Below are 16,648 nucleotides of genomic sequence, written 5' to 3'. Positions count from 1 at the left end.
TTCCGCTGGTGCTGTGGCGGCGTTCGAGGGCCTGCTCACCGATGCGTTGCGGGTGTTGGGTCCGGACCACCCCGGCACCCTCACCACCCGCCACAACCTCACCCGCTGGCGTGGTGAGGCGGGTGATCCCGCTGGTGCTGTAGCGGCGTTCGAGGGCCTGCTCGCAGACCGGTTGCGGGTGTTGGGTCCCGACCACCCCGACACTCTCGCCACCCGCGACAACCTCGCCCGCTGGCGTGGTGCGGCGGGTGATCCCGCTGGTGCCGTGACGGCGTTTGAGGGTGTGCTCGCCGACCGGTTGCGGGTGTTGGGCCCTGACCACCCCGACACCCTCGCCACCCGCCACAACCTCGCCTACTGGCGTGGACTGGCGGGTGATCCCGCTGGTGCTGTGGCGGCGTTCGAGGGCCTGCTCACCGATGCGTTGCGGGTGTTGGGTCCCGACCACCCCACCACCCTCACCACCCGCCACAACCTCGCCCGCTGGCGGAGCGAGCTGGACGCCAACTGATCACCATGCAGGACACGGTCCTAGAGATCGGCCGTGGTCGCGGGGCCGTTTTAGCGCGATTGTGAGCCTGTGGGTGAGCATGTGCGCTCGAACGATCGTGTGCTCGTCCAGCTACAGGATGCCAGCTGTAGCCGAGGCGAGCCCGCACGCGCGAGAAGACAACCCCCACCGCCGCGCCATGACCTACCTGTCCCACGGGCTGCCCCGCTCGCGCGGGCAAGGCCCTTCTTGACCTGCGGGTCTTCTGGTCGGTCGGGTGTTCCTCATCCACTTTCAAAGGTCTGCGGTGAGGGCAGCTCGTGTGGTCTATGTGCTGAGGGTGGTGATGATGGTGCCGAGGATGAGGGCTGGGCCTGCGGGGATGGGGGTGTTGTCGTGGTGGGTGGTGTGTTGGAGGGCGAGGGTGGTCCAGCTGAGGATGAGGCTGGTGGCGAGGGCTGTCCAGGTGGTCCAGGCGGTGAGGGTGGCTAGGAGGGCTCCGAGGCGGATGTCGCCTGGGCCGAGGCCGCCTGTGGTGTGGGCGAGGGTGAGGTAGAGGGCGGTGACGAGGAAGGCGGCGGTGATTGCTCGGGTGGGGGCGGTCCAGGTGCCGGTGGCGAGGGTCGCGGTGATGGTTGTGGTGAGTCCGGCGGTGATGAGGGGGGTGGGGAGTCGTAGTTCGGTGAGGTCGATCGCGGCGAGGGGGACGCCGACGGTGATGACGGCGCTGATGGCGGTTCGGGCTTCGGTGGTGGGGGTAAGGGCTGCTGTGGCGGTGAACAGGATGCCGGTCAGGGCGGCTGTCAGCGGGGTTTTCCAGGGGCCTGTGGGGTTGTGTTGAAGCAGGGGGCGGATGTGGGTGTTGATGACGGCGCCGAGGGTTGCGCCGAGGAGTCCCCAGGTGGGGATGAGGAGATTCATTCCTTGTCGTATAACGCGTTGTGGCTGTGGTGGGCCCCTGTTAGGTCAGGCGGCCTAGGTAGATGGTGCCGCCGTTGGTGGTGACGTGGTGGTCGAGGCGGTTGTTGGCTTCGAGCATCTGGTGGTGGCTGACCGGCGCGTCGGGGAGGGCGGTGCGCAGGAGGGCGATGATGTGGAAGTCGTCGTCTCCGGCGGGCAGGGGCATGGCGGGGGTGCGCATGCGGGCGCGGGGGTAGGGGTAGGTCAGGACGGTGCCGCGCACGCCGATGTCGTCGAGGGTGGTGGTGGCGAGGACGTGGTCGATGACTTGTTCTGCCTTGGGGGCGGGGACGAGGTAGTTGACCCAGGGGTGGGGTTGGAGCCAGTCGCCGAGTTGGCGCAGGAGTTCTTCGCCTGCGCGGAGGCGGGTGGCGAAGTCGTAGTAGTCGCGTTCGGCGAATTCGTGGTCGTTGTACTGCAGGTCGTTCAGGTCGGCGGGCGGGTGGTCGTTGTTGACGTACTGGACGAGTTCGAGTTCGTAGCGCCAGCCGGTGCCGGTCCACTTTGCTTGACCTTCGAGGTAGTCGGCGTCGGGGAGGGTCATGGCGTGGCGTTGGTCGTCGAGGAAGGTGTCGAGCGAGGTGTAGTGGAGGGTGTGGACGCGGGCGGTGGTGGGTGCGGGGACGAGGGGGATGCGGGCGGTGGCGATGATGCCGTGGCGGCCTCGTCCGGCGCGGATCTGGTCGAACAGGGTGGTGTCGGTGGTGGGCGAGCAAGTGGTCAGGCCCTGGTCGGTGACGGCGTTGAGGGCGAGCACGTTGTCGGTTTGGGCGCCGTGGCGGTGGCTGGCGCCGCCGACGCCGCCGACGGAGAGGGTGCCGCCGACGGAGAGGCCGAGGTAGTCGGTGAGCACGGGTGGGGTCAGGCCGTGGGCGATCGTGGCGTCGAGGACCTGGTACCAGGTGGCGCCTGCCTCGACGGTCACCTCCTGGTCGGTGACCTCCAGGACCCTGGTCCGGTTCCGCATGTCGATGACGATGCCGTCCGCCACCTGCGACTGCCCGGCCGTGGAGTGGCCCTGGCCGCGGGCCAACAGCGGCAAGCCCCTGTTGCAGGCGTAGGCGACGGCGTCGGCGAGCTCGTCGACCGTGGTGGGGGTCAACACCCCGCGTGGGACGTGGTGGACGTGGTGGCCGAAGTCGTCGGACGCGGCGTCGAAGACCGGCCCGTCGGTGATCGGTTCGCTGGACATGCGACACCCCCTTGTTCGCGACACTGCCTCACCAACTGTGCCAGGGCTTGGCCCTCGCGTCAGCCCCTGCTGTCTTCTGCTGTCTTCACCTCAACGGAAGACAGCGGACCCCTTCTCACCGGTCGCCCCAGTGGTGAAACCTCGAAGCCATGAGTGAACGCCTCGACGGTCTCAACCGGCAGCTTCTGGTAGGCGACTGTGGACAGTCAGAGAACTGGATCAAGATGCGTGGGGGTAGCGACTTTGCTGTTCAGGCGGTGGGGACATGCTGACGGGAAAGCGGCGACGGGCAGCGATCCAGGCTTGTTCGTCTCCTAGTTGTGAGCTTCTCGCGAAGCCTGCGAGTACGCGCGAGCACGACCTCGCGCCGACGAATGCGCCTGTTGCCAGTTGTAGCCGCGCCTGTAGCCGCCAGATCGACCTCGCGCCGCAGCAGAGGTCGAGAAGGCGACCTCACATCGTCCTGACCGTGGTCAGCCTCCTGCTGACTGCCGGTACTGCCACTGCCGACGACGGTTGGGGCTCGGCGGGGTGCGATGCCGCGCCCACGCCCCTTTGCCAGGTTGAAGTCGGAGTGGGAAGCGACAACCGTCCCGCACCCGCCCCCGGAGCAGTTCCTGCAGACCGGCCTCCGTCATCGGCAGCCACCCAGTCCGACTGCGTGTCGGACGCGAGTTCGTGCGGCGTGCTCGGGACAGCGAACGGGGTCATCACGGGCCCGGCCCACGACCCGGCCGTGCTTGCGGCGACTGCGCGCGCCAGCATGCGCCTGCCCGCTCCGGTGATCCGCACCAGCCCGCGGTCCGACCTGCTCGTCGGCCTGCCGACGTGGCTCTGGGTCGAGTCGCAGACCCCGACGACGGCGTCAGCGTCCGTGCCGGGGATGACGCTGTCGGTCAGCGCTCGACCGATCGCGGCGACGTGGCATCTCGACGGCGTCGTCGTGTCCTGCCCCGACCTCGGCATGGCGTACCGCGACGATGACCCCGTCGCGCCTCCGACCTGCGGTCACACGTTCACCCGGCCCGGCGAGGTCACCATCCGGGTCAGTGTGCGCTGGCAGGTCACCTGGTCAGGGGACCCCGGCTCCGGCGCCCTGCCCGACCTCACCACAACCGCGGCCCTGAACTCCCGGGTCATCGAGGTCGGAGCCCTGAACACCGGCGGATGAGCCACCGCTAGCCCACTCCCCACCGAACACCAACCCCGCTTCACCCGCCGAACGGGTCCAGCGGCGATCAGCCCTGCCCTCATCAAGGTGGGCCCCAAGGGAAAGGACCAAATCATGCTGTCTTTGTGCGATGTCGCTGAGGAGTGCTCCCGACACCAGCGGCTCGATAGGACCGCGCTTCGGGCGCTGGCCCCGATAGCCGCCGATGGCCACCGTGCGCACGCCACGATGCGGCTCGAAGGCCGTCGCGGTTCGCCTGAGTTGGACCTGCGCGATGAAGCGGGCCGCCTGGCGACGACCAGGCTCGTCGAACTCGCCGAGCCGCTGACTCGGGCCACCGTTGCCGCCCTTCGGGCGTCGTGGTGGACACGGACTCCCGTTGTGGACACCGACGACCTGCTGGCGGTGGCACGTGCCGCTGTCGTCCACGGTGTTTGGGCGTATGACCCGACGCGCCCCTCGGGGCCAGGTTACTTGCGGCTCTGGATCGCCGAGCACGTCAAAAGGCAACTCGGCGGCGTTTCGGCGCCTGTCAGCGTGCCCGCGCGGACGCGGGTCCGCTTCGCGCGCATCGCCGCTGCGCGGGCGGTGCTGCTGTCCGAACTCGGCCGCGAACCCACCGACGAGCAGGTGCGCGCGCGGGTCCCGCTCCTGAGCCAGCAGGACCTGGATGACGAGCGCTGGACCAGGGGGTCTCGTCGGCCCGCGGTTCCGCTCACGCCCGAGATCGAGGACCCGGGCTCCGAACGGCTCACGGCGGATGTCCATCGCGGCCCCGAGGGTTGGCTCGTCCTCTTGCGCGAAGCTGCGGTCCAGCCTGCGGAGGCGCACGTGCTGGCGTTGGCGGCGCGTGGCATGACCGAGCGGGAGATCGCCTCTGCGACGGGCGTGTCCAGGACAACCGTTCGCCGTCGACTCCACTCCGTTCGCACACGGCTCACGGACCCCGGTGGTCCGGCGGTGCGCGCCCTCGTCGGGATGCCCGCCGAGGACCTGGAGGGCCTTGGCCTCGTTCCCATCGCCAAGGCAGTCAGGAACAGGGTGGAGCGGGCCGCATGAGCGCCCGAACTCGCTCCAGGCTCGCTGACTTGCGACCACGCAACATCCCCCTTGCTCTTGTGGGAATCCTCCTGGTGGTCGTGTGCGCGACCGGTTCCGTCGTGTTGGCCAGGGAGCCCGGAACGGTGCTGGTGGCTGCTCTGTCCAACCCCGTTCCGGTCGGGCATACCCTGGACGTCGAGGATTTGAAGCAGGTCGAAGTCGTCGACGCGCACGGCGTTTCGATCGTGCCCGCTGACGAGATCTCCTCGGTCCTCGGGCGACCACTTACGACGAGCCTGCCCGCAGGTGCCATCCTCCCGGCCTCGGCGGTGGGCCAGGCTCGCGTTCCGTACGGCGCCGCTGTGGTGGCCATGGCCCTCGGGCCAGGGCGGATCCCGCCCGGCGCGACTGCCGGGGCCAATGTCTCAGTCGTCCTCGCCGATGTCGAATCCGGCAGGCCCGCGTCGGCGTGGACGGCCACGATCGCCGACACGGCGCGGCTGTCCTCGGAGTCGACCGTCGTCTCCTTGCAACTGCCGGAGCTGGACGCCCGCGACGTAGCGACGTTGCCCGCAGAACGCGTCTCCCTAATCCTCCTATCCACTAAGGACCAATAATGTTGGTCGCGCTCTACTCGCTGGGACGATCTCCTGGGGTCAGCACCATCACCGGCGCACTCGCGCTCACCTGGCCCACACCGGCCAGGCGGGCCGTGATCCTCACGGACGACTGGGAGGCGTGCCCGGCCCACCGTGCCGCAGACGTCCTCGTCGCCGCGGCAGAGGCCCCTGACCTCGTCATCCTGGCTGATTGCGGTCAACCCCTCCCCGGCTCGGTCGCGCATGAGGTCGTGAACCGCGCCGAGGTCTGCCTCGCTGTCGCACCCGGCGGCGCCGAGGTCAGCACGGTGGCGCCTGGCTCCTTGCTTCTCGTGGTCGGCGACGGACCAGGACGGTCGACAGGACAGCCCGCACTGGCCCGCATCCCTTTCGACCCGACCGGGGCGCGGGCGATCGCCCGCGCCGTGGCGACGGGATCAGTCCCTGCCGACCTGTCCTCGCACCCGCTCTGCCGCGCGGTCGGGCCGGTCGCCTCAGCCATCGCCGACCGTCCTCTTGCCACAGCTTGATGAAACCGAAGGAGAGCCAGTGTTCAAGCCGTTCATCATCCTCGCGCCGAGGGTCTGCATGCTGCTCGCCGCCGCGGTCACAGGCTTCGCCGACCCCGCGCCCGAACCACCCTGGTTTGACAACCACGTAGTCCAGGCCGGGCCCTTCACCGCGACTCTCCCAACCCCTGTGGACGATCAGGTCGCGCCTGACATGGGGCGGTTGCGCATGGTCGACACCTGCGCCCTGCACGATCCCGCGGCCGCCGCAGAGGCGACCGGGATGCAGGCCGAGGACCTCATGCCCTCGGACGATCTGAGCACCTGCACCCTCCAACTCGCCCCGAAGGCAGGGGACCTGCCCGTGTGGCGGCTCAACGCCACCGCCCGGGAGGTCGACGAGCGAACGCGCTCGAAGGCCACGCCGCTGTCGATCGGCGGGGTCGACGTGCTCAAGCTCAACGACGACGCCGGGGACGCCGACGCGTGCGGCTACCTGTACCCGCTGTCGGAGACCGAGGGATTGGAGCTGCGTGTTCGTCAGCGCCCGACCGGTCAGCAGCGCAAGGACTCGTGCGAGGTCGCCGCCACCTACCTCGGCGCCGTCGCCCGCTACTGGAAGAACCCGGCCACCTGGTCAGACAAGGTCACCAGTCCGATGTTGAGCACCGGCGCGATCGACCCCTGCGGCAAGCTCGACGCCGCTGTGGAGCACTTCGGCAGGCCGGTGCGGTTCCGCTACGACGGCCCGCACAGCTGCACCATGTACCCGCAGACCCCCGCACCCGGCGACCCGCTCGGCGGGCTCCTGACGGTCACCGTGGGCCTCGACGACGACCCGACAGGCGACACCTCAGAGGTCGGGTCCGACAAGTACGAGCCGATCACGGTCGCGGGCCGCCCCGGCGTGTCCACCGTCCTCAACGTCGGCGGCGGCCCCGCGGGCACTGGCACCTGCTACCTGACCGTGGTCGCCGACGACGAGGTCAAGGTCCGCAGGGACCTCACCGACCCGGCCCAGACCGAAGCGGTCCAGCTGATCAAGGCGTGGTCCTACGACTGCGACCTCGCGACCAAGGCAATCGAAGGTCTGTTTACCCAGCGCTGAACCCCAGTGAGGAACCAATGAAAATCCGCGTCCTGATCCCGACTGCCGCGCTGATCGCGGTGGCGACCGCCTGCACCAACGACGAGACCCAGACCGCCCTCGGACCCGCGGGGGCAGGGTTCAGCACCCCGGCGCAGGACGATGCCGCCAGCGTCGACCGCCGTGCCGGACGCGCCGAGGGCTCGCTCCGCCTCGGTGATCTCAACGGTCCCAAGAGCGCCTCCGAGGTGGGCGCGCCGTTCGACCCGTGCACCGTTGTCACCTGGGACGACTTCCCGGAACCGGTACGCCCCACCGACGGCAAGCCCCACCCGCCCGTCCAATCAGAGGCAAGCGGCTCCATCAAGGTCCGCTGCTCCTGGAGCAACAGCGGCCAGATCGAGATTCAGCCCGGCGCCCGACCCACCGAGAAGGGCGGCCGCTTCCAGGCCAACATCCTCTGGAGCGACAAGCTCGACGCCGACCCGGCCAGGGAACCTGGCTCGGTCGCCAAGCAGTGGGCGGGCAAGCCAGGGCTCCTCCACCCCCGTCCCGAGGACCCCAAGTTCGGCAAGCAGTGCCTCGGGCTGGTCACCCTCGCCAACGGCACCGGCGGCGTCATCGTCGCCAACGCGCGCTTCCCGTCCGTCGATCCCTGCGCGGTCGCCGACGGCCTCATGAACGCGATCGCCTCGCGATGAGCGCCGCGCAGACCCGGCTCAGGCAGGCCATCCGCCACGAGGTGGCCGTCGAACTGCCGCAGCGCGTCGCAGCCGAGGTGGGTGCCGTCGACACCGGGTCGATCGGCGAGGTTCGGGGCACTATCGCCCGCAGCATCGCCGACAGCGCACTGCGCACGCACACCGAGGCCGAACTGGCCGCGGGACGGCCACCTGTCGAAGACGGCACAGCGCATCGCATCGTCGGGGACATCGTGAAGGAGTTCATCGGCGCGGGAGGGCTCCAGCGTTGGCTGGACGACCCGACCGTCGAGACCATCGCGGTCAACCGGTGGGACGACGTCGTCGTCCACCACGCCGACGGCCGCAGGGTCCGCGTCGCCCCGGTGGCGTCCTCGAACGACGAACTGACCGAACTCGTGCGGGACCTGGCCCGCTCAGCCACCCACGAGCGGCGCCTCGACCAAGGCTCCCCCGCGCTCAACCTCCAACTGCCCGGCGGCCAGCGGCTCTTCGCCGTTCTCGGGCTGACCAGCGACGGCTCGACCGCGCTCACCATCCGCCGCCACGGCTACGTCACCGCCACCCTGCACCAACTGCGCAGGCGGGGCAGCGTCGACATCGGCCTGGAGTCCTTCCTCAGCGCGCTCACCCGGGCGAGGAAGAACGTCCTGATCACCGGCGGCACCAGCGCGGGCAAGACCACGCTGCTGCGCGCCATGGCCGCCGACATCGACGCCGCGGAGCGCCTCATCACCATCGAGGACACCCTCGAACTCGGCCTCGAGCACGACCCGACCCGCATCGACGTCATCGCCCTGCAGGCGCGAGACGCCAACATCGAGGGCGAGGGCGCCATCTCCCAGGCCGAGCTGCTCCGCTGGGCATTGCGCATGTCCCCGGACCGCGTGATCGTCGGCGAGATCCGCGGCCCCGAGGTCATCCCGATGTGCAACGCCATGTCCCAGGGCAACGACGGCTCGCTGGCGACCCTGCACGCCTCGTCCTCCGGGGCGGCGTTCGCCAGGCTCGCCGCCTACGCCGCCCAAGGCGACGAGCGCCTCCCCGTCGAGGTCACCAACCTGCTCGTCTCCACCGGCCTGCACTTCGTCGTCCACCTCGCCAGAACCAAGGACCGGGCCAGCCGGGTCGTCTCCTCGATTCGGGAGGTCGTGGCCGCCGACGGTGCCCACGTCGTCACCAACGAGGTTTACCGACCCGGACCGGACAACCGGGCCCGCCCGGTCGCGGGCAGCCTGCACGGCGCCACCCTCGACGACCTCGCCGACGTCGGGTTCGACCCCGACATGCTGGAGAACCCGATGGGCTGGTGGACCTCATGACCACCGTCGTCTCCGCGCTCGTGGGCGCAGGAGCCGGTACCGGCTTGGTCGTGCTCGCCCGAGCCTGGCACGGCACCGGGGAGCCTCGACAACCTCGTGCCAGCCGAGGCGCGTTTCTCAAGGCCGGTGCGGCGGTTGTCGTGGCCGCGGGTGTCTGGTGGTCCACCGGCTGGCTGGCGGGTGCCGTCGCGGCTGCCCTCGGCGCGTGGTTCCTCCCCGACCTCCTGGGGCCCGACCGCGAGCACGACCGGCGCGTCACCCGCACCGCGGCGATCGCCACCTGGGCCGAGATGCTGCGCGACACGCTGTCCTCGGCGGCCGGGTTGGAGCAGGCGGTCCTCGCCACCACCCCGCTCGCTCCGCAGGCCATCCGCTCCGAGTTGGGCGAGGTCGCCGCGGGCATCGAGCGAGGCGGCCGCCTGGCGCCCGCGCTGCGCGAGCTGGGCCAGCGCCTCGATGACCCTGTGGGCGACCTCGTCGCCACCGCGCTGGCGGTCGCGGCCGAGCAGCAGGCCCGCCGTCTGGCCGAACTGCTGGGCTCCCTCGCCGAGGCAGCTCGCGACCACGCCGCGATGCGGATGCGCGTGGCCGCGGGGCGGGCCCGGACACGGACGACAGTGCGGGTCATCGTCGGGACGACCTTGGGATTCACCATCGCCCTGATGATCCTCAACCGCCCCTACCTCGACGCCTTCAACGGCGCCCAGGGGCAGTTGGTTCTCGCAGCGGTCGTCGCGCTGTTCGCAACCGGCTTCGCCTGGCTGGCGCACACGGTCCGAGCCCGACCAGTCAGTGGGGAAGCACGATGATCCTGCAACTCCTACTTGGCTCAGGAGTCGGCGCCGGCCTCTGGGCCATGGCGGCGAACTCCCTTCCTCCACAGTCGCTCGCACTCGGCAAGAGCCACGGCCGACTCGCGCATGACCTCGCCCTGGTCAACCGCCAGCCCTCCGACCACCACGCCCGCAAGCTCGCTCTGGCCGCCGCCGGTGTGTTCGGTCCAGGAGCGGCCGCCACCGCCCTGTTCGCGCTTGGCCTTCCCCTCGGGATCGGCGCGCCATTGGTCGCCGCGGCCGCGCTGGGCGTCGCAGGGTTTGTGCTCCCGGACATCCTCCTACGCGCGAACGCCGCAAGGCTGCGGAACGAGTTCCGGCAAACCCTCGCCGCCTACCTCGACCTGGTCTGGATCGCGGTGGCGGGAGGCGCGGGCATCGACAGCGCCCTCACCGGCGCCGCGACCAACGGCCACGGCTGGGCCGCCGAGCAGATTCGCCGAGCGCTGGACACCGCCCGGCTCACCCGCGCCTCGCCTTGGTCAGCCCTGCGCGACCTGGGCGACCGCCTGGACATCGGCGACCTCGCCGAGCTGGCGGCATCGGTCAGCCTCGCAGGCTGCGAGGGCGCCCGCATCCGCGCCTCCCTCGCAGCCCGGACCCGCGCCATGCGCACCCGCCAGACCACCGAGGCTGAGCAGCGCGCCCAGGCAGCAACCGAACGCATGTCGTTGCCGGTGGCCATCCTGTTCCTCGGCTTCCTCGCCCTCATCGGCTACCCGGCCATCAACCAAGTCCTCACAGGACTGTGATCCCCAAGGAGAAGCAATGCTCAAGCACCTCAGTGACTACTGGGCGCTGGCCCGCGCCATGATCCGGGCCCTGCTACGCGACACCACCGATGACCGGGGCTACGCCACCGAGACGGTCGTGGTGACCGCCCTCCTAGTCGCCGCCGCGCTCGCCGTGGTGGCGATCATCATCGGCAAAGTCATGGAGAAGGCCAATGGAATCACCTTCTGACCAGGTCGACGACCGCGAACGAGGCGCTGTGACCGTTGAGTTGGTCATCGTCGTCCCCTTGGTGCTGACGCTGATCCTGCTCATCGTCCAAGCCGCACTGTGGGCGCACGCCAACCACGTCGCACAGGCAGCGGCATCACAGGGCCTCGCCTCGGTACGCGTCCACGGCGGCACCCCGGCCGCAGGCGAAGCCAGCGCGCGCCGACTGCTTGACCGACTGGGCGCAGGGCCGCTGCGCGTGGACACCGTCGAAGCCGACCGCGCAGCCGACACCGCGGCGGTGCGGGTCTTGGGCGCGGTTGTGCCGGTCATCCCGTTGATCGAGCTCTCCGTACGCGCAGAGGCGAGGGGAGCGGTCGAGATGATCGCCCCCGGCGTCGCGGGCGGGTGACACCGTGGTCGAGCACGACGAGCGCGGGTCAGCCTCGGTCGAGGCCACCCTGGTCGCGCCCATCCTGATCGTAATCCTGGTCCTGGCAGGCGTCGTCACCGCACGAGGCGCCCAAGCCCGCATCCAACTCGACGACGTCGCCCACCAAGCCGCACGGGCCGCCAGCATCCAACGCACCCACCATGCCGCCGAAGCCGCAGCCCAAGCGGCAGCGGCCGACGCAGTGGACGCGGCCTGCGCTGGTCTGCGCGTCTCCCTCGACGTCGGCCGGTTCCGTCCCGGTGGGACCGTCACCGTCACTGTCTCCTGCGAGGTCGACCTGACCGGCCCGCTCGGCCGCAAACGCTTGTACTCCCGAGCGGTCGAACCGATCGACACCTGGCGAGCCACTCACGGGGAGGACGGATGACGCAACTCGCAAACGACCGCGGCAGCGTGACGGCCTTTGTCACCGCGCTCACCGCCGCCCTGCTCGTCGTGACCGGACTCGTCCTCGACGGCGGCCTCGCCTTGGCCGCGACGGTGCGCGCCAACGGCCAAGCCGAGGCCGCCGCACGCGCAGGCGCCCAGAAACTCGACCTCGCCGGATTCCGGGCGACTGGCACCCTCCACCTCGTCCCAGCCGACGCCGTGGCCGCGGCCCGCACCTACCTCGCCACCGAGGGGCTCACCGGCACCGCGACCGCCACCAGCGGCGGCGTCACCGTCGTCGTCACAGCGACCCACCCCACGCAACTGCTCGGCCTCGTCGGGATCAGCTCCCTCCACGTGCACGGCGAGGCCACAGCGCAACCTCGCCAAGGCTGAACGGCGACCCAGCAGAAAGGCAGGACATGGTCACCTCCGATGAGATCCGCCAGCGGGTGCAGGAGAACGACAACAAGCGCAGCGCCCGCCGGGCAGCCGCGGCTCAGCAGGCCGGTCAGCTCGTCCAGCGCCGTACCACCCTCGTCGAGCAGCTCCGCGAGTGCGACCAGACCCTCGCCAGCGTCCTCGACGACGCCCAGGACGTCATCACCGTGGACGAGCTGGCCGAATTCATCGATGTGAAGGCCGCCGACCTGAGCCAGTGGCGAGGCGACCGCAAGCCGACGCGGCGACGTAGGAAGTCCGCAGTCCCTCCCGCCTCGAGTCCAGCGGCCGAAGCGGAAGGCCCACCCGCTGATCGCGTGCCGTGACATCGCGCGCTAGACAGCACGGCGCCCTGGCAAGGCCGCTCCGCGGCGGGCCAGCTGCCGCCGTCCTCGTCGGTGTTGTCGGCGGCCCGCCTTGGCTGCTGACACGCATCGGTTGGCCGCTGCCCGACCACGTGCCCGACCTGGTCGAGATTCAGACCACGCTGCGCGACCCAATGACCTCCGGCGTTGTGATCGACCTGCTCACCTGCGCGGGCTGGGTGACATGGGCGCTGATCGTCACCGAGCTCGTCCGGTGCCTGTCCGATGTCGTCCGGCACGCGGTGGTGATCGACCGCCAGCGGACAGGACCGATCCACCGCATCATGGCCGCGTTCGTCGGAGCCTTCGTCATCTCGCTGCTCGGACAGCGCGTCGGAGGCGCGACCCCCGCCGCGACCACTCAGGCAGCCACCGCCCCGCCAGTACGGCCGCCGGACACTCCTCTCGCCGTAGTGCGGCCCCCCGACCCCGTCACAGGTGCCCACGACTCGCTGTGGCGTATCGCCGCGCGCACGTTGGGGGACGGCAAGCGTTGGACCGAGGTGTTCGAGCTCAACCGCGACAAGCCACAACCCCACGGCACCCTCACCCGCCCCGACTTGATCTTCCCGGGTCAGACGTTCGCTCTCCCGGTCGACGCCCCCATCGTGGAACCGCTCGCGCCGCCGCCGCGTGCACCCACGATCCAGCCACCCGTCGACTTGCCGAGCGCTGTCACCCCGGTTCCGCAGCCACCCCTCTCGAACGACTCGCCTGCGGTAGCTCCCTCAGCGGGAGTTCTCGATTGGGCGCCGGAGCTGGTCGGCGTGGGGCTGGTCGCCGCCGCCAGCGCTGGCATGGTGCTGGCTCGCCGCCAGCGCAACCGCAGAGAGCACCACCCACCCGCCGGGGCGCTGAGGGTCTACGCACTCCTACGCATCGACCCACCGGCCGAGCAGAGTCCACCCGCACCTCGGATCGACGGCGTCGACACCGCCTTGGCCCTGGCCGCTGGCCACGGCCTGGGTCTGATCGGCGATGGAACTGCCAGCGCGGTCCACACGCTTCTGGCGGCCCTTCTGACCCGCAGCTCGCCCGCCGCACGAATCCACGCCCGCGTGCTCGTCACTGCTACTGCCGCGCCGGTGTTCGACCTGGATGTCGCGCGGCTCAACATCCAGGTCGTCACGGATCTTGACGCGGCACTGCAACTCGTGGCCGCAGAGCTTCGGTCGCGGACCGACGAGGTGGAACCCTCAACTGGTTGGCCGCCACTCCTGCTCGTGGCGAAGACACCCGGAGCCGGTGACACGCGTTTGCGCGAACTCCTGCAGCGCGGTTCGCCACTAGGTCTGACCGTGGTCGTTATCGGGCATTGGCCGGGTGGAGTGACCGCCTACGTGGGGAACGACGGTGCCGTCTCCACCACCACCCCCGGTGAGGGAGAACCTCTGCGCGGTACATCACTCGTCCGTTCCGACGTCGACCTCGAGGACCTGCTTCGCGCATCCCCCGAGCCCGAGGTCCATGCAGAAGAACCGCCAGTCGAGACCGGCACGAACAGGGCCGCTAAGGCGGGGTTGCGGATCACTCTGCTCGGGCACCTGCGGGTGTGGTGGCGACATGACCAAGGCGAACAGGAGATCACCTCCACACTGCAACCCCGCGCCCGCGAACTGCTGCTCTTCCTCGCCCTGCATCCCGAAGGAGCGAGCCGTGAGGCGCTGATCGCGGCGCTGTGGCCGACCAGCCCGCCGGAGCGCACGACCAACGCGCTGAACACCGGTGTGAGCAGGCTGCGCCGCGCATTGACGTTGGCGGTCGGCGACAGCCTGGCGAACGCGGTCCTCACGGGCGACGGACGTTTTCAGCTGGACCCAGACCTGGTCGAAGTCGACTACCACCGCTTTGCCGCTGCCGTGGCCAGTCGACGCGCGGCCATGAGTGACCAGGAACGGGCCCATGCCTACCGCGACATCGTCAACGCCTACACGGGGCCACTGGCCGACGGCATGAGCACCGAGTGGATCGAGACCGCACGTGAGGCCGCGCGCCGCGACGCCGTCGACGCGGTGGCGGCGCTCGCTCGCGCACTGGTCGATCACGACCCCCAGCAGACGCTCGACCTGCTCGAGATCGCGCGGTCGTTCGACCCGCACAACGAGTTCGTGTACCGCGACATCATCCGATTGCAGGACCGGGTGGGCCAGGCGGATGCCATCCCTCGCACGCTTGCCCTCCTGAAAGCCAGTCTCGCCGAGATCGGCGATTCGCCCTCTCCTGAGTCCCTTGCCTTGGTCGCCCAGTTGCGCCGTCGCCGTGACGCCGCCAATCAACTCAAATCGCAGTGAGAGTCTTCTGGAAAGACTCGTGCGTCGTTCGATCGAACTGGTTTGAATCTGTCGCACGATGCTATCGTGAAACCCAGGGTTGTGATGCCGTCTGGATGCGTTCTCGTGGTGGTGAAAGACTTGTTTGCTTGCGCGTCGGATTGGCGACTGAAGTTGTCTGCCCATCTCTACGGTCAGGGACGGTCCGCCCGCTGCCGATGCGGAGTCAGCCCCCTCCGTCGGGGGTTCCGATGGGGGATCCAACTGGGGGTCCACTCGGGGGTCCGGTTAGACCACCACCTCTGCGGTCCAGTAGAGACGCAGGTCAGGGCAGGCGGAGAGGGATCCGCTGGTATCCCAGACTCGCTTGGCCACAAGCCGGTGAACACATCGGGCGGGCTCGTGTGGCCTGCTGGCTCTCAAGCCCTTTCCCTGTGGTCCAGTCTGGGTGGCCAACTCCCGCCTTGTTCGTGTCTCACCTTTCGATTACCCGCCTTGGGATTCTTTGCCATTCTCGGTCTGTGCAATTCGTGATTTCTTTGCCGTTTCTAGAATTGACCAATCCGAATCGCCCTAAAGAGTCTTGAAAATCAGCTGCCGAAAGTATTGCGCGACGTGCGGCGTAGAGTAATAATTGATTTGTCGCCAGGGGAACCGGAAAGCCAACGGATAGCACACCCGGCGCTAGTCATATCGAAATGCGGAAACCCGCACATCCGGAAGGAACGCGCGATGACCACGCCCATGCCGCCCGCAGTCACGCCATCCCGACTTCGGTCAGGCGAACTACGCGCCATGGTGGCCAAGGTGCTAGCCGACAACACGGGCACAGGCATGACCCCGCGCGGCATCGCGCACATCCTGAACAGGTCGTCGGGTGCGGTCGGCAACGCATGCCAGACGTTGCAGGACCGGGGGGAAGCCGCGACGGTGTCCACCGCGCCGCTGACCTACACCGCGACCGCGACGACAGCGAACGCCGCCGCATCGGTGATCACCCCCGCCCCGCCGCCGACCCCACGCGCGACCGCCCCCGCGCCCCCTGCCGCCAACCCCGCGCCACCCGGGTCAAGCGCACCCCCGACCGGATCGGCGGTCACCGTCACCGGTCCGGTCAAACGCCCGAACGGCATGGACTACCACCCCCGGACGTTGTCCGGCATGCCGGACGTGACCGCGTTGCAACGATTGCGCGATGCCGGTGTCGCCGCGCTGATGTACGGACCACCCGGCACGGGCAAAACATCCGTTGTGGAAGCGGCATTCCCCGACATGCTGACGGTCCAGGGCGACGGTGACACCACAGTCGCTGACTTCGTGGGCGAGTACACGCAGACAGACGATGGCCGTTACGTGTTCGTGCACGGTCCACTAGTGCGCGCCATGCGCGACGGCGTGCCGCTGTTCATCGACGATGCCACGTTGATCCCGCCGACCGTGTTGGCGGTCGTCTACCCCGCCATGGACGGACGGCGTCAAATCATCGTCAAAGCCAACGCCGGGGAAGTTGTCGACGCCGCGCCGGGGTTCTACGTCGTGGCCGGCCATAACCCGGGGGTGCACGGCGCGATCCTGACCGATGCGCTGTCATCACGGTTCGCCCTGCAAGTCCACGTGTCCACGGACTACGACCTAGCCGCGCAACTCAAGATCGACAAGCGGGCGGTCAAAGTCGCGCGCAACCTGGCCACCCGTCAAGCGCGGGGCGAAATCGGATGGGCACCACAACTGCGCGAACTGATCGCCTACCAGAAGATCGCGGGCGTTCTGGGTGCGGAAGCCGCCGCCGGAAACCTGGTGGGCGTCGCGCCGGAAGAAGATCGGGAAGTGGTCGCCGCAACCGTCAAGTCCGTGTTCGGCACGACCGTGCAACCGCTTGCGCTCGGCGCGCGCATCTGACAA

Annotated in this window: 19 protein-coding genes; 17 read left to right on the top strand and 2 right to left on the bottom strand. The window is 69.4% G+C overall.

Features of this window, described 5'->3' with window-relative positions:
- Nucleotides 1-511: tetratricopeptide repeat protein (locus GCL84_RS13935; protein ID WP_156755885.1), on the top strand; the 511-nt coding region annotated here is incomplete at its 5' end.
- Between the two features lie 306 nt (nucleotides 512-817).
- Here GCL84_RS13935 and GCL84_RS30635 read toward each other — a convergent pair.
- Nucleotides 818-1,411 (bottom strand): prepilin peptidase, encoded by a 594-nt coding sequence (locus GCL84_RS30635; protein ID WP_156755884.1) that lies wholly within the window; start codon nucleotides 1,409-1,411, stop codon nucleotides 818-820.
- 40 nt (nucleotides 1,412-1,451) lie between these two features.
- Nucleotides 1,452-2,642: an FAD-binding protein gene (locus GCL84_RS13925; RefSeq protein ID WP_156755883.1), complete on the bottom strand. Its 1,191-nt coding sequence runs from the start codon at nucleotides 2,640-2,642 to the stop codon at nucleotides 1,452-1,454.
- Nucleotides 2,643-3,378: 736 nt separating this feature from the next.
- Between GCL84_RS13925 and GCL84_RS13920 the strand changes: the two genes are divergently transcribed.
- The 16 genes from GCL84_RS13920 to GCL84_RS13845 all read left to right on the top strand — a co-directional run bounded on the left by GCL84_RS13920 (nucleotide 3,379) and on the right by GCL84_RS13845 (nucleotide 16,645).
- The gene (locus GCL84_RS13920) at nucleotides 3,379-3,813 is read left to right on the top strand and encodes a hypothetical protein (RefSeq protein WP_156755882.1); all 435 of its coding nucleotides are present in this window, start codon (nucleotides 3,379-3,381) and stop codon (nucleotides 3,811-3,813) included.
- A 228-nt stretch (nucleotides 3,814-4,041) separates the two neighbouring features.
- Complete coding sequence (locus GCL84_RS13915) at nucleotides 4,042-4,872, top strand: helix-turn-helix transcriptional regulator (RefSeq protein WP_197523232.1); 831 nt, start codon at nucleotides 4,042-4,044, stop codon at nucleotides 4,870-4,872.
- A 59-nt stretch (nucleotides 4,873-4,931) separates the two neighbouring features.
- Nucleotides 4,932-5,471 (top strand): SAF domain-containing protein, encoded by a 540-nt coding sequence (locus tag GCL84_RS13910; protein WP_197523231.1) that lies wholly within the window; start codon nucleotides 4,932-4,934, stop codon nucleotides 5,469-5,471.
- Entirely contained in the window at nucleotides 5,471-5,983 is a 513-nt protein-coding gene (locus tag GCL84_RS13905) for a hypothetical protein (RefSeq protein ID WP_156755879.1), read from the top strand. The genes GCL84_RS13910 and GCL84_RS13905 overlap by 1 nt, the downstream gene beginning before the upstream one ends.
- 193 nt (nucleotides 5,984-6,176) lie before the next feature.
- The gene (locus tag GCL84_RS13900; RefSeq protein ID WP_197523230.1) at nucleotides 6,177-7,070 is read left to right on the top strand and encodes a hypothetical protein; all 894 of its coding nucleotides are present in this window, start codon (nucleotides 6,177-6,179) and stop codon (nucleotides 7,068-7,070) included.
- 17 nt (nucleotides 7,071-7,087) lie between these two features.
- Nucleotides 7,088-7,750, top strand: a complete 663-nt coding sequence (locus tag GCL84_RS13895) for a DUF3558 family protein (protein ID WP_156755877.1) — start codon at nucleotides 7,088-7,090, stop codon at nucleotides 7,748-7,750.
- Nucleotides 7,747-9,072, top strand: coding sequence for a CpaF family protein (locus GCL84_RS13890; RefSeq protein WP_156755876.1), 1,326 nt, complete (start codon nucleotides 7,747-7,749; stop codon nucleotides 9,070-9,072). Before GCL84_RS13895 ends, GCL84_RS13890 begins: the two co-directional genes overlap by 4 nt.
- A gap of 140 nt (nucleotides 9,073-9,212) precedes the next feature.
- Complete coding sequence (locus GCL84_RS13885; protein ID WP_235926232.1) at nucleotides 9,213-9,881, top strand: type II secretion system F family protein; 669 nt, start codon at nucleotides 9,213-9,215, stop codon at nucleotides 9,879-9,881.
- A 47-nt stretch (nucleotides 9,882-9,928) separates the two neighbouring features.
- Nucleotides 9,929-10,657, top strand: coding sequence for a type II secretion system F family protein (locus tag GCL84_RS13880; RefSeq protein WP_235926231.1), 729 nt, complete (start codon nucleotides 9,929-9,931; stop codon nucleotides 10,655-10,657).
- Between the two features lie 16 nt (nucleotides 10,658-10,673).
- Nucleotides 10,674-10,868 carry a hypothetical protein gene (locus GCL84_RS13875; RefSeq protein ID WP_156755873.1) on the top strand — a complete coding sequence of 65 codons (195 nt, stop codon included), beginning with the start codon at nucleotides 10,674-10,676 and terminating at the stop codon, nucleotides 10,866-10,868.
- 28 nt (nucleotides 10,869-10,896) lie between these two features.
- A complete protein-coding gene (locus GCL84_RS13870; RefSeq protein WP_235926230.1) occupies nucleotides 10,897-11,259 on the top strand; it encodes a TadE/TadG family type IV pilus assembly protein in 363 nt (120 codons plus the stop codon).
- 4 nt (nucleotides 11,260-11,263) lie between these two features.
- Nucleotides 11,264-11,668, top strand: a complete 405-nt coding sequence (locus GCL84_RS13865) for a TadE/TadG family type IV pilus assembly protein (protein WP_156755871.1) — start codon at nucleotides 11,264-11,266, stop codon at nucleotides 11,666-11,668.
- Nucleotides 11,665-12,066: a pilus assembly protein TadG-related protein gene (locus tag GCL84_RS13860; RefSeq protein ID WP_156755870.1), complete on the top strand. Its 402-nt coding sequence runs from the start codon at nucleotides 11,665-11,667 to the stop codon at nucleotides 12,064-12,066. The genes GCL84_RS13865 and GCL84_RS13860 overlap by 4 nt, the downstream gene beginning before the upstream one ends.
- A 26-nt stretch (nucleotides 12,067-12,092) precedes the next feature.
- Nucleotides 12,093-12,437, top strand: coding sequence for a hypothetical protein (locus GCL84_RS13855; RefSeq protein ID WP_156755869.1), 345 nt, complete (start codon nucleotides 12,093-12,095; stop codon nucleotides 12,435-12,437).
- A 131-nt stretch (nucleotides 12,438-12,568) separates the two neighbouring features.
- On the top strand, nucleotides 12,569-14,767 hold the full coding sequence (locus GCL84_RS13850) for a winged helix-turn-helix domain-containing protein (RefSeq protein WP_156755868.1): 2,199 nt from the start codon (nucleotides 12,569-12,571) through the stop codon (nucleotides 14,765-14,767).
- A gap of 711 nt (nucleotides 14,768-15,478) precedes the next feature.
- Complete coding sequence (locus tag GCL84_RS13845) at nucleotides 15,479-16,645, top strand: AAA family ATPase (protein WP_156755867.1); 1,167 nt, start codon at nucleotides 15,479-15,481, stop codon at nucleotides 16,643-16,645.
- Nucleotides 16,646-16,648: the final 3 nt, after the last annotated feature.

Origin of the sequence: Actinokineospora pegani, from assembly GCF_009745975.1 — a bacterium.
Taxonomy (GTDB): Bacteria; Actinomycetota; Actinomycetes; order Mycobacteriales; family Pseudonocardiaceae; genus Actinokineospora; species Actinokineospora pegani.
The sequence above is the reverse complement of the archived record's forward strand: the minus strand, read 5'-3'. Positions and strand labels throughout refer to the sequence as shown.